This window comes from Gynuella sunshinyii YC6258, assembly GCF_000940805.1.
GTDB lineage: Bacteria > Pseudomonadota > Gammaproteobacteria > Pseudomonadales > Natronospirillaceae > Gynuella > Gynuella sunshinyii.
The window spans coordinates 3710330-3734155 of record NZ_CP007142.1 but is presented as its reverse complement, the minus strand read 5'-3'; the positions used below and the strand labels follow the sequence as shown (position 1 = coordinate 3734155).

Genomic DNA, 23826 nt, shown 5'->3' with positions numbered 1-23826 from the left:
TCTGTGCAATTGCGCTCCCCTGCTCTGAACCGCTCTTTCCACGCATTGACCTCTTCAGGTCCGATACAATCTGGCGTGTCCACAAACCGAAATCGAAACCATATTGTCGGGGGTCTCCCCTGACAGTCCATCGTTTGACCTCGGACTCTTCTGGCTCAGATAACTCCCTATGTCGTCCTGAACGTGTTTTAGGAGCCAAGGCTTCCACTCCTTTCTCTCTCGCTATCTTGAGCCAGGAAAAATGGTACTGATTATTTCTGCCCCATTAGTAAGTTTATCCAGTCCTTTGTTTGCCAACGCACCGAAGTTGCCGATGTTTATGTTTTATAGTGACAGTCAGGTGTTCGAAGAATTTAAAACCGAACAAATCACGTCAACGGATTCCAAATAAAGGAACTTAGATATGACTACTCAATCTAACAGTACAGAAAATTCCGGAAACGGGAAAAACATAGATAGAAATAAATCATCAGGTGCTGGAAGTATCGTATCAAACGAACTAAACAAGCTTCTCGCAGATATCGAAGATCTCGTAAAAGCAACTAACATACTTACAGGGGAGGAATTGTCGAAGGCTAAAGCTGAACTAAGTGAGCGTATAGCTGCTGCGAAAGTGTCGGCTGAGGACGTCGGCAGCAAAATGGCTCATCGGGCGAGTAAAACCGCACGCATTACCAATAGTTACGTACACGACCAGCCCTGGCAGGTAATAGGTGGTGGTGCCCTAGTCGGATTTTTAATGGGCTATTTGCTCGCACGTCGTAATTAGGAAAATAGTTGAGGGTCTATTCTATGAAAACAGAAAGTGAGGCACTCTCTATTAATATTTTGAATATTCTACGATTATTTCGGTCATCAAGTCAGGCAATTCTGGCACAAGCAAACCTGCACCAACGGTTAATCAAGCTGGAATGGGAAGAAGAGAAAAAGCGACTGTCGCGATTATTTATTATTTACCTGTTCGGCTTTGCTTGTCTTATCTGTCTAATATTCTTCTTAGGATTTCTAGTGGTTGCACTCAGTTGGGACACCCAATACCGTACAGAATCGATATTAATACTTTGCTGTATGTACGGGCTAGGTGTGTACTTTTCCTGGAAAATATTTTCCAGGTTAGTGAAAGCACCAGAGGGATTTTTCTCAAACACACGTGAAGAACTCGCCGCCGATTTTTCAATGATAAAAAGCAAATTATAATGAAAGCATTGATCACCAACAACGTTAAGGACCAACGAAAATTACTTTGTCGGCGGCTGCAACAAAACCGTCGAGTTATTGAGCGTGTGTTAGTTAATGGTGAAACAAAATTTCCACGGAGTTTAACTATGCGCTTGATTACGCAAAATAAAGTGGCAGTTGGAATAAGTATTTCCCGTATTTTTTCAGTTGGTTTTTCATTTCTGTCGTTTATGAAGCGCAAATTAGAGCGCAATAGCCGTGTTGAACACATCAAGGGTAGATAATTTATTTAAGTTGTAAAACGTAGCAGTCACTAGATTTTTTTAATTGCTCATTTTTTAAGGAATAATTTTATGGACACAAAGACAAAAAAACACTTTCTACTTTAACCCTTCTGCTGGCTCTAGCTACATTAAGTGTCGGCGCAGGTGCAAAGGATAAGCCAACACAAGAGGTAATAGATGCTAGGCAGGAGGCCCAAATTTGGACCACTTATGCATTGAGCCCCTACTTACGTGCTAACGAATTAGAAGTTTCAGTAAACAAAGGAAAAGCTGTACTAACGGGAACCGTCGAAGACGATGTCAACAAGGATCTGGCCGAGCAAATGGCCTTGGGCGTAAAAGGCATTATAGACGTTGATAACAAAATCCTTGTAAAGCCTGACTACAAACCATCTACTAAAACTGATTTAAAAGAACGTAGTTTCGGTCAGGTTATAGACGACGCATCGATTACCGCGGCGGTAAAATCGAAATTGTTGTGGGGCAAGAACACCAGTGGTTTGTCTACTAATGTCGATACTAAGTCTGGTCGGGTGATTCTTCAAGGAACAGCAGAAAACGGCGCCGCTAAAGAACTTGCAGGCCGCATAGCAAAAAATACGCACGGCGTTTTGGCTGTGGATAATCAAATTGAGATAAAGGTAGAAAGCAAACCAGGCATGGTTGCAAACAGCAGTTTGGGCCATCTGAGTGATAAGTGCCTGGGTGTAACGCAACAGCAATATCAGCATCTCGCTATGACGGCTGAATTCTGCCTTAAAAAGGTGTCTTGGCAGACGATAAGCATTGCCTTCGCTTTGCACAATCGCGCGGCTGGGTGTACTTTCTCCCCCCATGAACAAGGGAGTTCCGATGATGCCTTCATTTCCTACAACGGAAATTTCAGCCGACGCCCCGCTTTCCATCACGTAAAGTAAGGAAACGATGCTATCCGTAGGGAAGTAGGCATAGCGTAATGTATCACCTGATTCATACATAACCTTTCCCAGTGGCAGATGCACATATTCGAGACCAGGAACCAGGCGATCCAAAACATCGTCAGGCAAGGCGGCCAGCAGATGGTTTTGGCCGGGGCTTTGACTGCTATTTGAAGTTGAAAGCATGTGTTTCCTTTGGCTTTAAAAATGAGCTTTTAACAAAACATGTTACTAGACAATAGTAAACCAGTGTGTTCGACACCGAACAAAGCACGCAAGATTAATTTAAATAAAATGTCCTATAGGAAATATTTGGCGTCTATTCCATTTATAAAGGCTTTCAAATCCTGGTCAATATCCTTGCGCAGTACCTGAATGTCATATTGGCTCCTCTCTTTACGGTCATGGAAAAGCCCGGCCAGTCTGCAGGAGTACAGGGCGTAATTCGCAAGAAATTCCCTTCACGCTGTAAACCTAAAATGCTTTCGATTCCTGCTCTGTACATTCACCCCGCGGCACCGGTGTACCAGGTCCAACCTCCCCGACCGATGTGGGGCGTCACGGAATACACATCGGCTACCATAACATAGGGCTCAACTTTGTAGCGCAACACATATGCTCCTTTACGCGCGTGATTAATCGGGTTAATCATCGAAAATAAATGTGTCGCCTGGTCTGCTCTACCCAATTTTTGCCAAGGCGCTTATCGACCAAATTACGGCGTGGGTATATTGCCCTCCGTTCTCCTGCAGACCCGGCGGGTAGGCTTTGATATAGCTGGGATCAAGCACACTTTTATCGAAAGCCGGTGTGATCAACAAGGCAATGCCCTACTCTTGCAGGATGAGATGTGGGCAGTTTCAATCGCTATGGATTTAGGGTTAGTTACTTGCTTGATGATTGTGACTTATTTGAACATGGTCGCACTCGAGTTCTACGCGATGTTTGTGCAAAGCCGACAGCCAGTAGGTGGAATGGCATTAAATTTCCTTCATTTTTCGGGAAAACGGATCTGTCGTATCTAATTGATATTAAAGAATATTTAGCGGTGTCTATGGATGATATTTCGGCTTTGTTTAGGATTTCCCAAGAATTAGGCAGTGTATCCAGAGCTTGTCAGCTCATGGGTGTGTCGCGAGATACATTTTATCGACATCAGGAACTGGCGGATCAAGGCGGTGTTGGGCCTTGATCCCCAGAATCGACGTGTCCCCAACCTGCGCAAACGCGCTGGAAGCAAAAGTGGCCGCAGATGGCATCATTATTCTGACCGATAACCAAGTGGCGGCACTGGAACGCAAGCAACAGAATGATGAAGTCAGTGGTGAAATCGAGACCGCCCATCCAGAGTATCCTGGCTCACAGGACACGTTTTACATTGGCAACCTGGCCTTTGCCAAGCTGCATACCACCAAGACACCGATCACCGCAGAACGGAATTCGGTAGAAAAACTTCTTCCCATACAGCACAGCTCGGTTGTGGTCATCGTTTTCTACTTCTGTTCATTTAATGTTTGTCTTCGCCATGCTTTCGGGGAAATACCAAATTTCAACTTAAATGCCCTTGAGAAATGCGCGCCGTCCTTGTATCCGCAATCGTATGCAATAGTAGTAATATTTTTCTTTAGGTTACCGGGATCACATAACGCGGCTGCGGCTGCGGTTAATCTCTTCTCTGAAATTTGAAAGGAGATTGTTGAGCCAATTTCTTCGAGAAAGAGCTTATCCAATCTACGCCGGCTAATGTTTTGTTCAATAGCAATATCCTCTGCAGTCAAATTTTCATCGTGAGCTTTTGTGTTTATTTCAGATAACCCACGCTTAACGCGCCAATGAACTTGCATGGCATCAGGAGAACTGGGGATATTGACACCTTCAAGTAGCGACATAAGTGCAGAAGCCCATACTGTTGTCTGCTTATTGGAAAGTAGGCTCTGGTGCTCAAAGGAATGTTCGATAATAAAGCTTATATAATCGAGAAGAGGCTCATCCGCCTGAATAACACTGACAGGACTTTCAAGTAGCCCAGGCAGCTTTGCCAGAGCCATTCCCCTTGGCATGGTAAAAACATGAGTATGAGACGTTCCAATGGACTCCAAAGTAAACTCATACCCTCCGTCAAGAATACCCATTGTTCCTTTTCTTAATTGAATATGACGATTGTTTAATTCGATTTCGCTATGCCCACTTTTTTGAATGATAAATCCAACCGTCTGTTCTGACGGGGTAATGGCATCGGGTTTATTCATCATAATCTGGCTGGTCTGGATAATGGAATGCAGTCGGATAGCCCCTACTTTGGCTAATCTGACCAATGCGTTTGTCTTATCACCTGTCATCTTTGAGACAATCAGTCCAGGAAAGGTAGCAAGAACCCACTGAGTCCATGCTTTAGAGCGTTCCTGTTGGGATGGAAGGGCCTCTAAGTCCAGAGCATACCCTGTTTTGTGTGTGTTTTCTTTTTCTTCAGACATAAAGCTTTCTTGTTTTTTTAGGCCAAAATCGAGTTTCCCTGACGATGAATAATTTCCATATAAGTCAAAAACTGATGCCAGTTAGTACAATTAATTGATTTAAGTCAAGCCTATGCTAGATCGACGTTGCATTAACAATAACAATATTTATTTACAAGAGCTTAATTATGAATTCCATATTCCCAGATACTCCTAACTTTAAAGGTCCTCTTGCGCCAGTGCGCATTGAAGGCAAGGTAATAAACCTGGAAGTTCAGGGCACAATCCCCGCAGAGATAAACGGTGCATTTGTTCGTGTTCAGCCAGACCCTCTTTATCCTCCTATGTTGGGAAATGATATTTTTTTCAATGGTGATGGCGTTGTGTCGTCCTTCCAATTCAGCAATGGTCATGTTGACCTGGTTCAACGTTATGTTGAGACAGACAGGGTAAAACTTCAACGCAATGCAAAAAGATCATTGTTTGGCCTTTATCGAAACCCATACACCAATGACGCAAGTGTTTCACAGGAAACTGTCTACAGCACAGCCAACACCAATGTAGTTCAGTTCCAGAATAAGCTGTTGGCATTAAAAGAAGACAACCTGCCCTATGCAATGGATCCTGTTACATTGGAGACTCTGGGGGTTGATGATCTTGATGGTCAATTTACGGCACGAACCTTTACAGCGCATCCCAAAGTGGATCCTGAAACCAATAATTTCCTGACCTATTCGTATCGCGCAAAAGGTGAACAATCTAAAGACATCGCCTTTTATGAATTCAACGACAAGGGTGAAAAGGTTAAAGAAATCTGGTTTGAGGCGCCGTTGATCCCCTTCATTCATGATTTTTGTTTTACTGATAATTATCTGATATTCCCTGTTATTCCCACAGACCACAATCAATCCAATGGGGAAGCTGGCGGCGCCATTTTTCAGTGGAATTACGAACGGGACATTTTGTTTGGCGTAGTGAAAAGAGATGGTGATGGCTCAGATGCTCGTTGGTTTCGACTCCCTAACGGATTTCCGGGACATGTTCAAAACACCTTTGAGAAGGATGGTAAAATTTATTGCGACCTCTCGCTTGGTGATGACAATGTTTTTTCATGGTGGCCGGATAAACATGGTCGAGCCCCTTCTCCGGATGAAGTTCACGCGCCATTACAACGTGTTGAATTTGATCTTTCCAGTCATGATGATAAAGCTACAGTAACCGATGTCTTCACAGATTTAAGCGTGGAATTCTATAAAGTTGATGATCGGTTTTTAGGAAAACCGTACCGCTATGCCTACCCTATCGCGACTGATGTATCTCTTTGGGATTTTGATCAGATGGGCCCTCCCCATCCTTTCTTTTTTAACATGCTTTGTAAGGTTGACATGGAAAATAAATCCCTAACTTACTGGAGTCCCGGCCCAACAGATAGTCTCCAGGAACCTGTTTTTATTCTCCGGTCTGACGATGCGCCTGAAGGCGATGGTTATATTCTACTCGTGGTAAACAGACTTAAAACCAATAGTTCTGACTTGGTTCTATTGGATACAGCGAATTTATCCAATGGTCCCATTGCAACCATTAAATGCCCTTTCAGAATGCGACAAGGGTTGCACGGTAACTGGATTAATGGCTTGAACCAATAAGGGTTTTTATATGCAATACCATATTGAAGATTACAGATCAGGTGATCCCGATATAAAACTGGCTGCCAAAGGTCTGGCCCATAATAGCGCTTTACCGAAAGAAACAGATGTCTTGATTATAGGATGTGGTCCGGCCGGACTGACATTGGCCGCTCAACTATCTGCATTTTCGGACATACGCACCTGTATCATTGAACAAAGATCCGGCCCTCTGGAACGAGGCCACGCCGATGGTATAGCCTGCAGAACGATTGAAATGTTCAATGCCTTTGGATTTTCTCATAAAGTGCTTCGTGAGGCATGCTGGGTAAACGAGCTTAATTTTTGGCGGACGCATGAAGAGACCTCAAAAGGTATTTATCGCTCCGGACGGGTGAAAGATACAGAAGAAGGGCTTTCAGAATTTCCCCATGTCATTCTAAATCAGGCTCGTGTTCAGGAACTTTTTCTTGATGTCATGAGGAATTCACCAAACAGAAGTGAACCCTATTATGACAGGACCCTGGTTTCTATCAAAACCGATGAAAATGAATTTCCTGTGATCGCCGAGCTGGAATACAAAGACAAGAATGGCGAAATCAGAAAAGAGATTATTCGCACCAAATATCTGGTTGGCACAGACGGCGCTCGGAGCGCCGTTCGTAAAGAATTGAATCTGGAGTTAAAAGGGGACTCGACCAACCAGGCCTGGGGCGTTATGGATATTCTGGCCGTAACAGACTTTCCTGATAATCGCATGAAGGCAATTATCAGTTCCCCGGGAGATGGTACGGTTGTTCTCATTCCCAGAGAGGGCGGTTACCTGTTTCGGGTTTATGTCGAAATGGACAAATTAGGCGAAGGAGAACGAGTCAGGACTCGAACCTTTGATTCTCAAGACTTAATCAATGCAGCAAACAAGGTATTCTATCCTTATTCACTGGATGTTCGTCATGTGGCCTGGTGGTCAGTATACGAAATTGGTCAACGTATGACGGATCGATTTGACGACCTCTCGTTTTCAGATAACGAAACCGCAATACCGAAGATTTTTATTGCCGGTGATGCCGGTCATACCCATAGTCCCAAGGCGGGTCAGGGAATGAACGTCTCGATGCAAGATGCCTTTAACCTTGGATGGAAACTGGCTGCAGTTCTTCTTGGAAAGTCTCCTGAAACTTTACTGCGCACCTATAACAGTGAACGCCATTCCATTGCCAGAGATCTCATAAACTTCGATAGAGAATGGACAACGCTTTTGCATCAGGTATCCAAAGGCGATCAATCCGTCAGTGCTGAAGATGTTCAAATTTATTTTACCCGGAGTGGTCACTATACCGCAGGCACAGCAACACAATATACACCATCAATATTAACCGGATCATCGAAATATCAGGATTTGGCTACGGGTTATTCGGTTGGCAAGCGGTTTCATTCTTCTCCCATTGTGAGATTTTCAGATGCAAAACCGATGCATTTGGGGCATGTCATTGAAGCCGATGGAAGATGGCGCTTATTTGCATTTTCGCCACAAAAACAAACCGTTGCAGAATCGTTAAACGCTTTAAATGGTCTTTGTGAATTTCTCAAATCCGATCCAAACTCACCTGTTGTTCGATATACGCCCAAGACTCAGGAAATGGACTCTGTTTTGGATGTCAGGGCCATCATTCCCTATCATTTTCGGGACATAAATCTGGCTGATATTCATGAGTTTCTCTTCCCGAGAAAAGGCAAATTTGAACTCAGGGATTATGAAAAAGTCTTTTGTTTTGGGGAAAATGAAGACACCAACATATATCTACAAAGGGGGATTGATCTTAAGGAAGGATGTCTCGTCCTCGTGCGCCCGGATCAATATGTCAGTCATGTTCTCCCATTTAATGCTACTGAAGAACTCAGCCACTTCATGTCGAACATTTTTGTAGAACAACATTAGAGGATCGAATCAACAGAAGACCATTCACATACGCGAATCCCCATTAATCGTTTTATTTATTTAAAACGGTTTAACTGTCTGAAAATGGCGAGAGAGAATAATTATAAAAACAACATCAAGCCTTAGCTATTGCAGAATAATTTTACTCGCTCCTATAAGCTAAAACGGGAGAGTAAAATGAATTTAGGAACCTCTGAAAAATGGCCTATTTTCGCGCAGGACGTTGTCAGCTCCATCCGAAGTCGGCACCCTCTCACATCCTCATTTACGCCAGTAAACTGTGGTGTTGCGAGTGGTGCTTGCTAGCCTGCATCAAAACTATTCCTATTTTTCAGAGGCCCCCTTACTGAATTCCAGTATGAGCTGGGCTAAAGATTTTTATTGTATCTGGGCCGCAATAAATCTGAGCACAGGTTTATCCATGTTCGACCTGATATTGAAAAGGGTTTTCATACCCATCATTGTTTGCATGAAAACAATATTCATACGAATTTCAGAGCTAATCGAACGGGATAACTGGATGCCCCACAAAGAAAAATCCGGTGTTTTTATACTCTCCGCCTGCATGATCAAACACTATAAATACAGATCAATTGTTTTCTGGTGATAGAACCCTCTGAGGGATAACCAAAAGCATTGTTCATATATTCAATGTTGTCTATGGTCACTTTACGATTTACATGACTATGGCCATAGAGATGAATGTGCCGGTTACTCCGGATTTTTCGAATCTGTTTGTCCAGCAGGCTGCTTCCCAGTACCGGATAAATATATCGAAATCGCTGTGGTATCTGCGCAGGCATAACATCTATTCGTGGCAGAAAGTGTGAAAAAGAAATGACCACATCGTTGCTGACGGCGGTGGCTTCACGATTAAACTGTAAGAAGTAGTTGGTTATTCCGCTTGCGTTCATCCCCTCTGGCCATCGGCAGGCATTAAAGTCCACCCAGCTCTGTAGCAGCTCTTCATTGGGGAACCCGAAGGAGTAATCGTACCAGCCAAAAAACGGAACAATGGATAAACCACCATGATGGTAAGCATCAATACTAATTGAATTGCTTCTGGCCAATTGCACCAGCGCATCAAATTTTTCCAGAGAGTTCATGCCTTTGTTACGAATGACCCACAGTTCGTGATTTCCCGGAACAAAGAAAACTTTTAAAAATTTGCGTTTTAACGTGACAAAACACCATTCAACCAGTTCCAGATTATCGGAGATATCTCCCGCCAGTATCAGCATGTCTGCCTGATATGTAGTGTCGGACAAATCCGCCAGCCAGTGTCTGTTTTCTTCATAGTCAAGATGAATGTCAGATAGTGCAAAAATCCGCATTAAGGCTCCCGGTATTCTGATGGATTATTTTTAATGTGGATCAAGGTTACGATTTTTTTATCCTCAAGCATTTTGAATTGTCCGGATAGCCGGTCACCGGTTTTGAATGTGTCACTGAGATTCTGATTGATTTTGAATTCAGCCCTGCCCATGTGCCAGTCAATGGTTTGCAGAGATATGGCTGAAAAATCAAAATAATAACCAACATGCGGATATACGGCTTTGAAGAAGCTTTCTTTCATTGAAAAGATCAGTGTAAAGACAACATTCGGTGGTTCAATACCCGCCTGCAGAACAAGCTCATCAGGATTGATAATGGTGTCCTGCAGTTTATCCGCCATTTCTGGTTCGACCATATCTTCAACATCAATACCCACCGCCTTTGAATATCGGGATTGTGTTGTCACTGCCATTGCGTAGGACTGGCAATGACTGATAGAACCAATGATCCCCGATGGCCAGACAGGACTGCGCTTCTCTCCCACCGGGATAAACGCGTCCCCTATCCCCCATTTTTGCAGAGATTTAAGTGCACAAAAACGACCGGCAACAAATTCCGATTTTCGCTTCGTGACCGCTTTCTGAATAAATGCATGGTAATCAGGATTCAGTTCCGTAATCAGTCCATCGTCATAGGCAGTGGCATCGAAGCTCGTCTGGAAGATTGAGAGGAGATCGTTGTCAAACCATGATACCTGGGCTGAGTTAACATAAAAGCTGTTCATAGTAAAACCTGGCGTGAGCCCAACAGGCCCCGCATGATAGATGATGAATATATGACGGTGACCCCGGGCGTAAAGGATACCCTAATGAAACCTGACCCGTTTTTATAGTATTCGTCAGGTGATCGCAACTGCAGTGGAACTTTCCGAATCGAATCATGTCTCAAATAATGACACTATGAAATGTGTGAGAAATCAAAACACTCGACCACCAGACCCGGCACCAGTTTTCAGGATTTCGTGCCAGAATGTATGGCACAGTGAATAGAAACCTGGATTTCCAACCCTCACCAGCGTAAAACCGGCTCACAACCTGCCATATGGTTATTGAGCAGGTAAATTATTAACAGATGTTAAAAATATGCGGCTTGAATCAGCACTTGGGACACATGCATGAAAAGACCACTCCTATTGATGGCCATCGCGATGGTTGTCGTCAGCTTTTTCTATTTCGATCTCAACCAACTGCTGACTTTGGAAGCTTTAAAATCCGGATTATCACAGTTTAAGGTCTGGCAGGTCGAACAACCGATCCTGGTGGCGGGTGTGTTTCTGTTGTTTTATGTGCTGATCACGGCTTTGTCTCTGCCGGGCGCAGTGATCATGACGTTGGCGGCCGGAGCTTTATTTGGTCTGTTCTGGGGAACGGTGATTGTGTCGTTCGCCAGTACGATAGGGGCCACCCTGGCCTTTCTGGCGTCCCGGTATCTGCTCAAAGAGGCGATACAAAAGCGCTTTGGTCATCGTTTGCAGCTCATCAACGAAGGTATCCAGAAAGATGGAGCCTTTTATTTGTTTACTTTGAGGCTGGTACCGGTTTTTCCGTTCTTTTTGATTAACCTGTTGATGGGACTGACGCCGATTCGTGCTGTGACGTTTTATTGGATCAGTCAGGTCGGCATGCTGGCCGGCACACTGGTATATGTGAATGCAGGCACTCAGCTCGCTCAACTGGAAGGCTTGTCAGACATCCTGTCTGCATCGCTGCTGATATCGTTTGCTGTGCTGGGATTATTTCCGTTGGTCGCCAAAAAAATACTGAATGTTATCAAGGCTCGCCGGGTATATGCCGGTTATCGGAAGCCCAGACAGTTTGACCGCAATCTGATTGTGATTGGTGCCGGTGCCGGCGGTCTGGTAAGCGCCTATATTGCCGCTGCGGTAAAAGCGAAAGTCACTCTGATTGAAGCCCATAAAATGGGAGGCGACTGTCTTAATTACGGGTGTGTACCCAGTAAGGCGCTGATCAGAAGCGCGAAGCTGGCGCAGCAAATGCGGCATGCACAACATTATGGACTTGAAAGCGTCGAACCACGATTTTCTTTTCGCCACGTCATGCAGCGAATTCAAGAGGTGATTCGTACTATCGAACCTCACGACAGTATCGAGCGGTACGAAGGCCTTGGGGTGGATGTGATTCAGGGATATGCCCGCTTGATTGATCCCTGGACTGTGGAGATTGCTCGTAACGATGGTGAAAGCCAGCGTCTTACCAGTCGGGCCATTGTATTGGCTACCGGCGCGCGTCCGTTTGTGCCGCCGTTGCCCGGGATTGAGGATGTCGGTTATGTCACCAGCGACACTCTCTGGGAACAGTTTGCACAACTTGATATTCCCCCTCCCCGCCTGGTGGTATTGGGGGGCGGCCCGATAGGTTGCGAGCTGGCTCAGAGTTTCGCGCGTTTAGGGTCGACTGTCACTCAGGTGGAAATGGCCCCCAGGATATTAGTGCGCGAAGATGAAGAGGTTTCGGAATTGGCCGCAACAAGTTTACAGAATGACGGAGTAACATTACTGACCGGGTACCAGGCTCTTCGTTGCGAGAAAACAGCAGATTGCAAACGCCTGATTGTGGAGCATGATGGCAAAGAACAGGCAATTGAGTTTGATTCTTTGATTTGCGCTGTTGGCCGGGTGGCAAGGCTGGAGGGTTACGGCCTTGAAGCACTGGGCATCGAAACTGACCGCGCTATCATCACCAACGATTATCTCGAAACCCTGTACCCGAACATATTTGCTGCAGGTGATGTGGCCGGGCCATATCAATTTACCCACACCGCTTCTCATCAGGCCTGGTATGCAGCGGTCAATGCGCTGTTTGGACACTTTAAAAAATTCAAAGTCGATTATCGGGTCATTCCCTGGACAACGTTTACCGATCCGGAAATTGCCCGGGTGGGACTTAACGAACAGGACGCCAAGGCAAAAGGAATCGCCTACGAAGTCACCCGTTATAATCTGGATGATCTTGACAGAGCTATTGCCGACGGAGCTGCCCGGGGATTTGTCAAAGTACTCACAAAACCCGGCAAAGACCAGATTCTCGGGGTCACCATGATCGGTGAACACAGCGGGGATTTGATGGCAGAATTCGTGCTCGCCATGAAACACGGCCTCGGGTTAAACAAGATTCTGGGCACAATACACACCTACCCTACTTGGGCAGAAGCTAACAAATACGCCGCTGGGGAGTGGAAACGAGCGCACGCGCCACAACGGGTACTGGCATGGCTGGAAAAATATCATGCCTGGAGAAGAGGATGATCCAGCTCAGCTCCATCGTTCCGGCAAGTCCATGGATTCTCCTGATCAGAGGCATCAGACTACTTCTCTGCCACTTTCTCCACTTGTGGGGAAGGGGCTACCGGCCTTTTTGACGGGGCTACCGGCCCTTTTGACCCAGGGTTCTCGTCCTTATCAGACTTGCCAAAGAGACTGTCAGTAAGATCCTTTAATTTGCTTTTGATCTTATCAAACATGGTTTTTAATTGATCTTTGATGTTGTATTTCATGGGAATGCTCCTGTGAGGTGTTGCTGCTGATTGCCCCTGAGGTGAAGCATCAGCATCTACATACTGAAATGAGCTTGAGTTGAAAATATGTCTGCCATCGACTTCGGTAAAACCGTAAATGGATGTTTCGGTACTCGGATTTACTGTGCAATAACGGTGTACTGAACCATATAAAAAACATCTGCGACGTTAGTCTGCACGGCATCACTGGGCGTGTCGGTGCGGTAGCGCACTCTGAATAGTGCTTTTAGTGGATGACATACTATTTGTGCATAAATAGGCGTAGCATGGACGACCCGCACTCTACATACCCCAGTCAAATTCGGCTCATCACATGGAGGTCTGCATGGCTATGCCCACCGAACCACCCTCTCCGGATCAAAATCAATTACTAATGGCCCTGTCTCCCGATATCCGCCAACGCATTTTTCCGCACCTTGAACTGGTCAATCTGACGTTGGGTAAGGTGTTGTATGAATCCGGTGATGCGCAACATTATGTGTATTTTCCCATCACGAGTATCGTGTCACTGTTGTATGTACTGGAAAACGGTGCATCCGCCGAAATTTCCGTAGTGGGTAACGAAGGAATCATTGGTGTCGCATTGTTCATGGGCAGTGACAGCTCTCTCAATCGCGCGGTTGTGCAAAGTGCTGGTCAGGCATACCGATTATCGAGACAACACCTGAAAAACGAATTCAATATGCACGGTGACCTTCTGCTGTTACTGCTTCGGTATACACAATGTCTGATCACGCAAATGGCTCAGACGGCCGTTTGTAATCGACACCACACCATCCTTCAGCAGTTGTGCCGTTGGTTACTACTGTCCCTGGATCGCTTGCCCGGTAATCAATTGAACATGACGCAGGAGCTGATCGCCAACATGCTGGGCGTGCGTCGTGAAGGCGTTACTGAAGCGGCGGGCAAACTACACAGGCTGGGCATCATCAATTACAACCGTGGCCAGATTACGGTATTGAACCGCTCCCATCTCGAACAACTCAGTTGTGAATGCTATGCCGTTGTCAAAAAAGAAACTGATCGCCTATCACCGGGATTATCAACCTGAGATCAGTTTGCCTTGTTCTTGCGGAGGCTGCCGCTACAAACGCAAAGCGGTATCCGCCAAATTGACCGGCGGACTCATTTGCCGGGGTAATATGGCATTCCACAATGCAATCACAGGTGTTTCGAGGTGCTGAGGATTGAACGCAAGTATGCTGATGGATGCCGTGGCCAACGGGAAGTGCTCTGCGGTCGCTATTGGCAACCCGATCCAGCGAACCGCGACTGTGCTGCCAAAGTGACCGTGGGAAAACACCACCACATTGCCATGATAACTCCCTAGCCGATCAATAAGCCGGTCAGCGCGCTCACTAACCTGTTCAGGCGTCTCGCCCTGCGGACAGCCATTCTGAAACAGATTCCACTCCGGTCGCTGGTGTCGGATATCCACCGAGCGCAATCCTTCATAATCGCCATAATTCCATTCATCCAGATCCGGGTCGATATCGGCTCGATTGCCCAATTGCGCGAGTCGGCAGGTTTGCCGCGCTCGCAGACGCGGGCTGGTAAACACATGGGTAAATGGAGTATCGCGCAAACGATGTCCTAATTTCTGTGCTTCCACTTCGCCGTTTGCCGTGAGTGCAATCTCTGTATGTCCGGTGTAACGGCGACTCAATGTCCAATCGGTCTCCGCGTGACGGATCAGATAAATACGCAGTGGTGAAACAAGGCTGGTGAGGTTCATGAGGTCTTCCTCGTGGTCTTTGTCATGTCAGTATGTGTCTGATGCCGGGCGGGCCCGACACGTTGCAGGAAGACTTTCACCTGATGCGGCTGTTGGTCATCCGTCAAAGGAATACAGGGTTGCGCCAGTCTCACACCATCCAGAGTAATGTTAATGCCGGTACTGTCAGCAACCGTTTGTGTGACCACAATTTCATAGACTGTGCTACCGAAACGATAGTGGATTGAATAGGTTGTCCAGTGTTCCGGCAGACAGGGTTGAATGTATAAATTGTCGGACTTCCGTGTCAGTCCAAGCAGAGATTCCAGAATCAGACGATACAACCAGCCGGACGAACCCGTGTACCAGGTCCAGCCTCCTCGTCCGGTGTGAGGTGAAACGCCATACACATCGGCAGCCACCACATAGGGCTCTACTTTGTAAATCGCCACATCCTGGGGAGTCTGACCATGATTAATGGGGTTGATCAGGTGCAACAGTTCCCAGGCACGGCTGTCACCCAGGGCGGCAAACGCCATCGCTGCCCAGATAGCAGCATGAGTGTATTGACCACCGTTCTCTCTCACGCCTGGTACATAACCTTTTATATAACCGGGATTCATGTCCGATGTATCAAAGGGTGGGTCGAGCAACTGAATCAGTTTGTGATCACGCCGCACCAGATGTTGATCCAGTGCGTCCATCGCTACACGACAACGCTTGTCGTCACCCGCGCCCGACAACACCGACCAGCTCTGGGCAATGGAATCGATACTGCATTCGGGATTGACCGCAGAACCCAATGGCGTGCCGTCATCAAACCAGGCGCGGCGATACCAGCTGCCGTCCCAGGCATGTTGTGCCAGGTTGGCACGCAGTTTTTTGGCTTCGGAGTGGCAGCGACCGGCAAATTCCGGGTCGTCACGCCCGTCAGCTACTTCAGCGAATCCCTGTAGCACCTGATACAACAGGAAACCCAGCCACACGCTTTCCCCCCGACCGTGAATACCTACCAGATTCATGCCGTCGTTCCAGTCGCCGGAGCCCATCAATGGTAGCCCTTTGTCACCAAAGTTCAGACCGTGTTGAATGGCACGCACACAATGCTGATACAGGCTGGCGGTTTCATTGCTGACGACCGGCAGGTCGTAGTAAGACTCTTCATCATCATTCAATGGACGGCCATCGATGAACCCAACCATTTCGTCCAGTACGCCGGTATCACCGGTACCCAGCACATAGCGGCAGGCGGCCAGTGGTAACCACAGATAATCATCAGAGCAGCGGGTCCGCACACCTCGTCCCAGAGGTGGATGCCACCAGTGCTGGACATCGCCTTGGGAATACTGTCGGCTGGCACATTGCAATAGATGTTGACGCAACAGCTCCGGTTGCGCGTGCATCAGCGCCATCGCATCCTGTAACTGATCACGAAAACCGAAAGCGCCACCAGATTGATAAAAACCACTTCGGGCCCAGAAACGGCAAGCCATGGTCTGGTAAACCAACCAGCCGTTGGCAAGCAGATTGAGAGCTACGTCGGGAGTATCCACCTGTACCGCACCCAATGTGCGTTGCCAGTACTGCTGTACCTGCTTCAAGGCTGCCCGAGCGGTACCGGATCTTCGAAGACGTTGGGCCAGTGCACGGGTTTGTGGCAGGTCCTGTCCGGATCCCAACCGAAAAATGATGTCGCGTACCTGGCCATCCATCAGTTCGAACGGCACCTGGATCGCGCCGCAGGGGTCAAGCGCTGCGCCCAATCGACCGGACAAATGCGCCCGTTTCATGGCTTCTGGCCGACGCAAGGTACCGTTGCGGCCAAGAAACTCTGTGCGGTCGCCAGTGAGTGTGCGCGACAGATCATCCACATCCCAGAAGGCCACTCGACTGCCAAATTCAGTACTGTAGGCATTGCGGGCAAACAGGGCTCCACTGCCGGCGTCGATTTCAGTGACCACATGGAGCGCGGATTTCGACCGCAGATCACCCAGTACCCACTCCACAAAACCGGTAGCAGACAAGCGCCGTGGCCGGCCCGACAGATTACGGACCTTCAGAACCGAATATTTCACACTTTCGTGCAAATCCACGTAGACACAGAGTTCGGTATGAATGCCATTTTCCGTGTGTTCAAAAATACTGTAGCCAAAACCGTGACGGCTGACATAAGGCGTGGCTCCCCGACTCGGCTGTGGCGAGGGTGACCAGTAATAGCCAGTATCCTCATCGCGCAGGTACAGAGCTTCGCCGCCTGAAGCACCAACAGCGTCCTCGCTCCAGGGGGTCAGGCGGTATTCGTGGGCATTCTCACTCCAGGTGTAGGCCAGTCCGCTTTCCGCCACCACGGTACCAAAATGTGGATTGGCCAGTACATTCACCCAGGGCAAGGGGGTCTGGTGATCCTGACTGGTGGTTATAATATATTCACGGCCATCGGCACTGAATCCCCCCACGCCATTACCCAACAACAAGTCTTTTCTTGGCTTGCCGGACGAATCGGCAGACTTATAGCGCAGGGTACGGGTAGTGGCCAGTGCCGGCACCCGACGTTCCACCAGCTGACGCCGGTTTACCTGTTCTTCCAGTGTTCCCCGATTATCGGACAGGATGGCCCGTGCAACGGCCTGTAACAAAATGCGGTCTTCACTGGAAATCTGTTCGGCAGAGCGAACGAAGATGCCGCCAGGCCGGTCGATGGCATGAGCTTCAATGCCAGTGGCAATCAGTCCCATGATCTGGTCCTGCAGGCGCTGGCGATAGCCAACGTGATCCTCATTCCAGATAACCAGATCCACCATCAATCCTTTCAGGCGCCAGTAGGCATGGCATTGGATCAGCTGTCGGGCCAGCTCAATATGATCGCCGCTGGCGATTTTCAGCAAAACGATGGGCAGATCACCGGAGATGGCATATCCCCACAGGCCGGACTGGTTGCGGCGGTTCTGCATCAATACCGCAGAGTCAGACCGCAACGCCGCATTGGCGTAGAGGATGGAGCTGGCCAGGTGGCGATACAAACCGGCATCGCTTTCGCTGGCATTGATCTGGCGCAGAATAACACCGCTGTGGGTCCAGGCCAGATCCAGCACGCGGTCAGTCAGATGGCGGTCCTGATATTTGCCGATCAGAGCCAGACAGGCTTCACGACTGTCTGCCACGCCCGTAACCAGATCCAGGGTGATGGTTTTTTCTGCAACCAGGCTGAACGGACAGCGGATGGCAACGATGGGATCCAATACCGAACCCTGGTTACCAGACAATTCGCCGGTTTTGCTCAGTGCTTCTGGTGCAACCAGAGTGCGGCCTCGACCGATAAAGCAAATACGGTCGGTATCAGCGGAAATCCTGCCAATGTCAAAATCTTCGTCATTGCCATGCACCGCCAGCAGCTGAAACATGTAGGGGGCTTTGTCATCGATGGAACGAGGCCGTCGGGTACAAATGATGGCGTTGGCCCCCGGCAGGATCTCCGTCTGCACAAACAGATTGCTGAATGACGGCTGCATCATGTCGGCAGCCACTGGGGCCAGCACGACTTCTGCATAACTGGTCACATCCAGCGACCGCAGGTCAGATGAACGGTTGGTGATACGTATCCGGCGCAGCTCGATATCGTCTTCCGGCGATACCACGATTTCAGAATGGGTTTCTATGTCCTGATCACGGCGGCGATATTCGGCACGCCCTTCAGAGAACAACGCACTGTACGATTGCGCACCTTTGAGTGTGGGTTGATGTGTGGCTGACCAGAATTCCCCACTGCCGGTGTCGCGCAAATAAATGAACGTGCCCCAGTTATCGCAGGTAGTATCTTCGCGCCAGCGGGTAACTGCCAGATCCCTGCAGCGACTGTATCCTCCGCCTGCGTTAGTGAGCATCACGTGATATTGACCATTCGACAGCAGTTGCACTTCCGGTGTCTGGGTATCAGGCCCGACCGCAGCAAATACCGAATTCTCTGCGGCTTCGAACAGCGCACCGGCTTCTGCGTTCTCATCAATGAGTGGTTGAAAAATGGTCGCTTTCGGGATTTTTTCCTGCAATAACAACAGTGCCGACCGGCACAATGGATCGGATTCAAAACGACGCTGCATGGGTCGATCCAGCAACCGAAAAGCCAGGGCCAGCAGACTCATACCCTGATGGTGGGCCATGAAGGAACGCACCACCACACTGGTCTGGTTGCGAGTCAAACGCGCGGGGGTGTAATCGACGGCTTCATACATTCCGTAACAACCTTCCACGCCATTGGCCGCCAATCGTTGCAGATTGGCACAGGCGGCTTCCGGAGCCACCATCAGCGCCAGAGCCGATGCGTACGGAGCGATAACCAGATCTTCTGCCATGCCGCGCTTGAGACCGAGCCCTGGCACACCAAAGGCGTGATACTGGTAATTGAGGCCGGCATCAACGCTATTGTATCCGGACTCCGACACTCCCCAGGGTACTGAACGCTGTTGGCCGTAGGCAATTTGCCGCGCCACTGCAGCGCGACAGGTCTGGTCCAGCAATGTGCCTGCATAGCTGGGCATCACCAACATCGGCATCAGGTACTCAAACATTGAGCCACTCCAGGATACCAGGACCGGATCGCCACCCGCTGTAGTCAACAGACGACCCAGGGCAAACCAGTTTTCCTGCGGTACCTGCCCCTGGGCTATGGCAACGAAACTGCACAACCGAGCTTCCGATGCGAGCAGATCATAGAAACCGGCATCACGGCGCAACTCATCGATGTTATAACCGACGGCGAGCAGGTGTCGTGTGTTGTCGTACAGAAAATCATATTCCATGGCCGCAAACCCAACCGCTTGCTGCGCCAGTTGAGCCGTTTGTGAGATTCGCCGGGTCAGGTGCCCGTTACCTGTCTCAGTCAGTTGACGCAGCAGGTTCAGCCAGACACTTTCCTCTGAAGTCATGGGGGTCTGCAGACGGATATCGATGGTTGCCAATTGTGCCATGCTGCGTTTTGCCAGTTCACCCAAAGCAGGAATGTCTGCATCTTCGACGAACATCGACAGACTGGCGGGAGCCTCAGGCATGGTCAGCCAGGGTGCGAGTAAATTCAAATCATGCAACGTACAACAACATTGCTTTTGCAGGTCATCGGCCCAGGTACGGGCCTCGGTCCCGGTTGCGAGACAGGCGGCCAATTCATCGGTACCGCGGATCAGGGACTCCAGCTGCTGAATGGCGCTGGTAATATTGGCAGGTGGATGAGCGCAGGCTGCATCCAATATTGTGTGCAGCTGCTTGAGCACCGCCTCTGATTCAGATGCCAGCACCATTTTCCTGTCAATATCAGCCTCAATACCCTGCTCTACTATATCCAGAGTGGTGGCCAGCCCGCTCAAAAAACGTGGATGCAGGATTTTCTGTTCCGGCAGATCCTGCAAAGCAACCCTCAGGGTGAGTAAATGTCCGGCCAGATTGCCACTGTCTACTGAGGAGATGTAGTGAGGATGCAGAGGCAATAGAGTCTCAGTGTCGTACCAGTTGTAGAAATGACCCCAATGCCGTTTCAGCTGGTCGAGCGTGAGAAAGCAGTCGGCGGTACGTTGCAGTAGTACCCCTGCTGGAATGAAACCAAAATCACAGGCGGTCACATTGGCCAGCAGCGACAGCCCAATGTTGGTGGGTGATGTGCGATGTGCAACCACCGGACCGGGGTGTTCCTGGACATTGTCCGGCACCAGCCAATGATCATCGGCACCGGCGAAGTGATCGAAATAGGCCCAGGATTTACGGGCAATGCGCTGTAAAAAACGGGTCTGTTCGGCATTCAGGGTTACCTCACGATCCGACTGTGGCAGACTCAACCACCAGGCTAATCCGGGAGCAGCAAACCACAGCACCAGAAGCGGCAACGGAATCAGTACGTCAGGTCTCAGCAGCATTAGTCCAGCCACGTTGACGGCTGCCAGCACTGGAGCTGCCCACAAAGTGCAGACAGCCCCCGCAACACCGGTTCCGTAACGGTTTTGCTGTTCAGCAACGGTGGAGGTGGACCATTCCAGCAGGCCGTGATGACTGAATAGCATGCGTCCTGTGCTGCGCAGAATGGCAGCCAGATTGAATACCGCTTCGTGAGGCAGACAGGCCAGTCGAAATACCGCCTGACCCAAACCGTGGCCAGTACTGTCCAGAGTGGAGCTCAAGTGATGCTTCCACTGCATCCCCTTGGGTTTGGATCCACCGGCCAACAGCCCGGCCAGTACTGGCGGCAACAATAAAATGGCCACTGCAGCAAGGGTCCAGGCACCGGTATCCGGCATTATCCACCAGCCTGTGAGTATGAGCATCAGCAGCGCCAGCGGCTCCACGCTACGGCGCAGATTGTCAAAAATTTTCCAGCGTGAGAGCGCCGAAAGTGGATTTCTGACCGTGCGGCCTTCGGGTCCGGGCACCCATGGCAACAGCCAACGGGCAATTTGCCAGTCACCCCGGATCCAGCGCTCACGCCGGCACATGTCGGTATCGTAACGTACCGGATATTCCTCATATAACTGCACGTCACTGAGCAGACCCGAACGAGCGTAACAGCCTTCCAGCAAATCGTGGCTGAGAATGCGATTTTCCGGCAATTGATTTTTTAAGACCTGATCAAAGGCATCCACATCATAGATGCCCTTGCCGATAAAAGACCCCTCGCCAAACAAGTCCTGATAGACGTCCGACACCGAACGGGTGTAAGGATCAATGCCGGGCTCCTCACCACACAATCGGGCATAGCGGGAACGGTTTGTACCTGCCAGACTGGCGGCCATACGTGGCTGCAAGATGCCATAACCGCTACTGATTCGCCGTTTTTTGCCATCGAAATGGGGCCGGTTAAGTGGGTGTGCCATAGTAGCAACGAACTGGCGCGCCGAATCTCGTGGTAACTGGGTGTCGGTATCCAGGGTAATTACATATTTCACGGTCGACAGAGTATCGATCTGACCGACGATCAGACTGAAACATTTTTGCCCACGGCCGCGCAACAACGCGTTCAGATCCGCCAGCTTACCGCGCTTTCGTTCGTACCCCATCCACATCCGCTCCTGCGAATTCCAGCTGCGCGGACGATGGAACAGAAAGAAATAATCCACCTTGCTGATGGCCGTGTGCGGATTCCGGTATTTTGCATTCAATTTTTCAATACCGATGCGTGCCTGCTGCAATAACACGTCGTCTCCATAATTGTGGTCTTCCGACGCATCACGAAAATCTGTCAGCAAGGCGAAATGTATATGGGCATCGCGGTTACCGAGAAATCGTACTTCCAGTGCTTCCAGCAGACACTCGGTGTCGCGGGTACTGCGCAGAAGTGTGGGAATCACGACCAGTGTGCGCATCTCCTGGGGTAGCCCTCTGGTATAGTCCATGCGCGGCAGTCGCTGAGGCTCTACCACTAACGTGGCAATCCAATTGACCAGCATCGATGCCAATTGACTGGATGCCAGTGCAGCCAATACGCCCAGGGCTGACAGTCGCCAGCCCTCAACGCTGGCAGTGTGTGCCAATATCAATAGCAAAGTCGTGAATACAATGGTGAGTAAGGTAATGGAACCCAGATACCAGACGATCGGCATCCGTATACCTCGCACGCGTCGTAGCGATGCCAAAGGACCCGGTGCCGTCAATGCGTCATCCAACTGTGGTCGTCCACGATCGATCAGATAAAAACCGACGTGGGCTGCAGGTGCATCTCGACCATGTTGCCTGGCCCCCTCAAGCGCCAGTGTGATGACGATATGAGTGATCTCGGCCTCGGAAAACGAAGTGCGTTTGGCGAGTCCATCGATGACCTGGCGGTAGCGGTCCCGCGTGGCGAAATCCATGCTGCCGTAATCCCCGCTACTGTCTTGCCGCAACAGTTGTTCGACGCAACTGCTGTTTTCGACAAACTCTCGCCAGTCCATTGCCCCCAGCCAACGCAGGCTGGCGATGGAGTTACTGATGGAGACCTGATCTGCCGCTTGCTGCTGATTCTCACTCTGTACCATTTGTTCGATCGTGAGACTGGACTCGGCCAGCCGTTGTTCGATCCAGGTCAATGGCAGAGCCAGCGCTGGCCCATGGCCCTGTAGGCGGCGTGCAAGTTCTGCCACAAACGGACTGACCATTGGTGGATTGGAACGTGCCATGTCAGCGATGATCAGGATCAGGTTTTTGGGATCGCGTTCAGCGACTTCCATCATCTGGCTGGCCCACACCTGGGCCTGGTTCAGATACAAACGTGCATCCGCAATGTGGACGCTGACACGACGCAGGTTTTCGATTAATGCCAGCCGTAACATAATCGGTATGGCCCACAGCTCTCCCAGGGTGAGCGGAGTGACCGTTTGGTACGCCGCAACAAAACGATTCAGTATTTCGGCATCAACCCGACCGTCACCATGGGAAATGGCATTGAGCGCAATGTCATACACCCGTGGTAACCCCTGTGACACACCCTGTTCCAATCGCGGCAGTTCTCGACTGTAACCTTTCGGCAGATGGTGACGTGCGGTGCGGATTTGTTCTTCGATCAAATAGAAATTGTCCAGCAACCACTCCCCTGCCGGCGCTATGCGCTGATGATCCTTGATGATCGTCATCAATAACCTGCAGGTCGCTGTCAATACCTGTTCGTTGGCAGCGAGTCGCTTCAGCAACAGATCCCGTTTGCAGAATGTGCGGGTACTGTGTGTCTGTGCCAGCGCCTTGCCATGCTGTTCCATCTGGTCTGCACTGAACAACTCAGCCCTTAGCGGTGCCTGATCTGCAACACTGGCGGGCCTTAACCAGGCGCGGGCAGTGTGCAATAAAATCCTGGGTATTATAGTTATGGTCATTCCCTCATGATTGAGTTGTGGAGC

Annotated in this window: 16 protein-coding genes and 2 pseudogenes; 9 read left to right on the top strand and 9 right to left on the bottom strand. The window is 49.3% G+C overall.

The features are described from left to right. Positions 1-403 precede the first annotated feature (403 nt). From YC6258_RS16080 to YC6258_RS31250, 4 genes are all read left to right on the top strand, one after another. Positions 404-769 (top strand): ElaB/YgaM/YqjD family protein, encoded by a 366-nt coding sequence (locus YC6258_RS16080; RefSeq protein ID WP_052830341.1) that lies wholly within the window; start codon positions 404-406, stop codon positions 767-769. Between the two features lie 23 nt (positions 770-792). Continuing rightward, positions 793-1197 carry a phage holin family protein gene (locus YC6258_RS16075; protein ID WP_052830340.1) on the top strand — a complete coding sequence of 135 codons (405 nt, stop codon included), beginning with the start codon at positions 793-795 and terminating at the stop codon, positions 1195-1197. After that, the gene (locus YC6258_RS16070; RefSeq protein ID WP_044617871.1) at positions 1197-1463 is read left to right on the top strand and encodes a hypothetical protein; all 267 of its coding nucleotides are present in this window, start codon (positions 1197-1199) and stop codon (positions 1461-1463) included. Before YC6258_RS16075 ends, YC6258_RS16070 begins: the two co-directional genes overlap by 1 nt. A 110-nt stretch (positions 1464-1573) precedes the next feature. Further along, the gene (locus tag YC6258_RS31250; RefSeq protein WP_342670659.1) at positions 1574-2380 is read left to right on the top strand and encodes a BON domain-containing protein; all 807 of its coding nucleotides are present in this window, start codon (positions 1574-1576) and stop codon (positions 2378-2380) included. Here the strand turns inward: YC6258_RS31250 and YC6258_RS31245 are convergent. The 3 genes and pseudogenes from YC6258_RS31245 to YC6258_RS31395 form a co-directional block, all read right to left on the bottom strand. After that, positions 2264-2566 (bottom strand): annotated as a pseudogene (locus YC6258_RS31245) (Crp/Fnr family transcriptional regulator); the annotation flags it as partial. The gene YC6258_RS31250 and the pseudogene YC6258_RS31245 sit on opposite strands and share 117 nt — an antisense overlap. 319 nt (positions 2567-2885) lie before the next feature. Further along, complete coding sequence (locus tag YC6258_RS31195; protein ID WP_425402642.1) at positions 2886-3032, bottom strand: GH36-type glycosyl hydrolase domain-containing protein; 147 nt, start codon at positions 3030-3032, stop codon at positions 2886-2888. A 28-nt stretch (positions 3033-3060) separates the two neighbouring features. Next, on the bottom strand, positions 3061-3171 hold the full coding sequence (locus YC6258_RS31395) for a GH36-type glycosyl hydrolase domain-containing protein (protein ID WP_425402641.1): 111 nt from the start codon (positions 3169-3171) through the stop codon (positions 3061-3063). A gap of 263 nt (positions 3172-3434) precedes the next feature. On the opposite strand from YC6258_RS31395, the pseudogene YC6258_RS30975 reads away from it, so the two are divergent. Continuing rightward, positions 3435-3841 (top strand): annotated as a pseudogene (locus tag YC6258_RS30975) (helix-turn-helix domain-containing protein); the annotation flags it as partial. A 32-nt stretch (positions 3842-3873) separates the two neighbouring features. Here the strand turns inward: YC6258_RS30975 and YC6258_RS16055 are convergent. Further along, positions 3874-4854, bottom strand: a complete 981-nt coding sequence (locus tag YC6258_RS16055) for a helix-turn-helix domain-containing protein (RefSeq protein ID WP_044617869.1) — start codon at positions 4852-4854, stop codon at positions 3874-3876. A 167-nt stretch (positions 4855-5021) separates the two neighbouring features. Here YC6258_RS16055 and YC6258_RS16050 point away from each other — a divergent pair, with 167 nt between their 5' ends. Further along, the gene (locus YC6258_RS16050; RefSeq protein ID WP_044617868.1) at positions 5022-6479 is read left to right on the top strand and encodes a carotenoid oxygenase family protein; all 1458 of its coding nucleotides are present in this window, start codon (positions 5022-5024) and stop codon (positions 6477-6479) included. A 10-nt stretch (positions 6480-6489) separates the two neighbouring features. Then, entirely contained in the window at positions 6490-8397 is a 1908-nt protein-coding gene (locus YC6258_RS16045; RefSeq protein ID WP_044617867.1) for an FAD-dependent monooxygenase, read from the top strand. A gap of 569 nt (positions 8398-8966) precedes the next feature. Here the strand turns inward: YC6258_RS16045 and YC6258_RS16035 are convergent. Together YC6258_RS16035 and YC6258_RS27435 are read right to left on the bottom strand one after the other, a co-directional pair. Beyond that, the gene (locus YC6258_RS16035) at positions 8967-9731 is read right to left on the bottom strand and encodes a metallophosphoesterase (RefSeq protein WP_044617865.1); all 765 of its coding nucleotides are present in this window, start codon (positions 9729-9731) and stop codon (positions 8967-8969) included. Further along, complete coding sequence (locus tag YC6258_RS27435) at positions 9731-10456, bottom strand: 4'-phosphopantetheinyl transferase family protein (RefSeq protein WP_052830338.1); 726 nt, start codon at positions 10454-10456, stop codon at positions 9731-9733. The genes YC6258_RS16035 and YC6258_RS27435 overlap by 1 nt, the downstream gene beginning before the upstream one ends. Before the next feature lie 390 nt (positions 10457-10846). Between YC6258_RS27435 and YC6258_RS16025 the strand changes: the two genes are divergently transcribed. After that, positions 10847-12997: an FAD-dependent oxidoreductase gene (locus YC6258_RS16025; RefSeq protein WP_044617864.1), complete on the top strand. Its 2151-nt coding sequence runs from the start codon at positions 10847-10849 to the stop codon at positions 12995-12997. Between the two features lie 59 nt (positions 12998-13056). On the opposite strand, the gene YC6258_RS16020 is transcribed toward YC6258_RS16025, so the two are convergent. Next, positions 13057-13245, bottom strand: coding sequence for a hypothetical protein (locus YC6258_RS16020; protein WP_044617863.1), 189 nt, complete (start codon positions 13243-13245; stop codon positions 13057-13059). A gap of 346 nt (positions 13246-13591) precedes the next feature. On the opposite strand from YC6258_RS16020, the gene YC6258_RS16015 reads away from it, so the two are divergent. Next, entirely contained in the window at positions 13592-14317 is a 726-nt protein-coding gene (locus tag YC6258_RS16015; RefSeq protein ID WP_044617862.1) for a Crp/Fnr family transcriptional regulator, read from the top strand. Between the two features lie 33 nt (positions 14318-14350). Here YC6258_RS16015 and YC6258_RS16010 read toward each other — a convergent pair whose 3' ends face one another. Continuing rightward, on the bottom strand, positions 14351-15001 hold the full coding sequence (locus YC6258_RS16010; RefSeq protein ID WP_044617861.1) for a histidine phosphatase family protein: 651 nt from the start codon (positions 14999-15001) through the stop codon (positions 14351-14353). Next, positions 14998-23802: a GH36-type glycosyl hydrolase domain-containing protein gene (locus YC6258_RS16005; protein ID WP_044617860.1), complete on the bottom strand. Its 8805-nt coding sequence runs from the start codon at positions 23800-23802 to the stop codon at positions 14998-15000. Before YC6258_RS16005 ends, YC6258_RS16010 begins: the two co-directional genes overlap by 4 nt. Positions 23803-23826 lie beyond the last annotated feature (24 nt).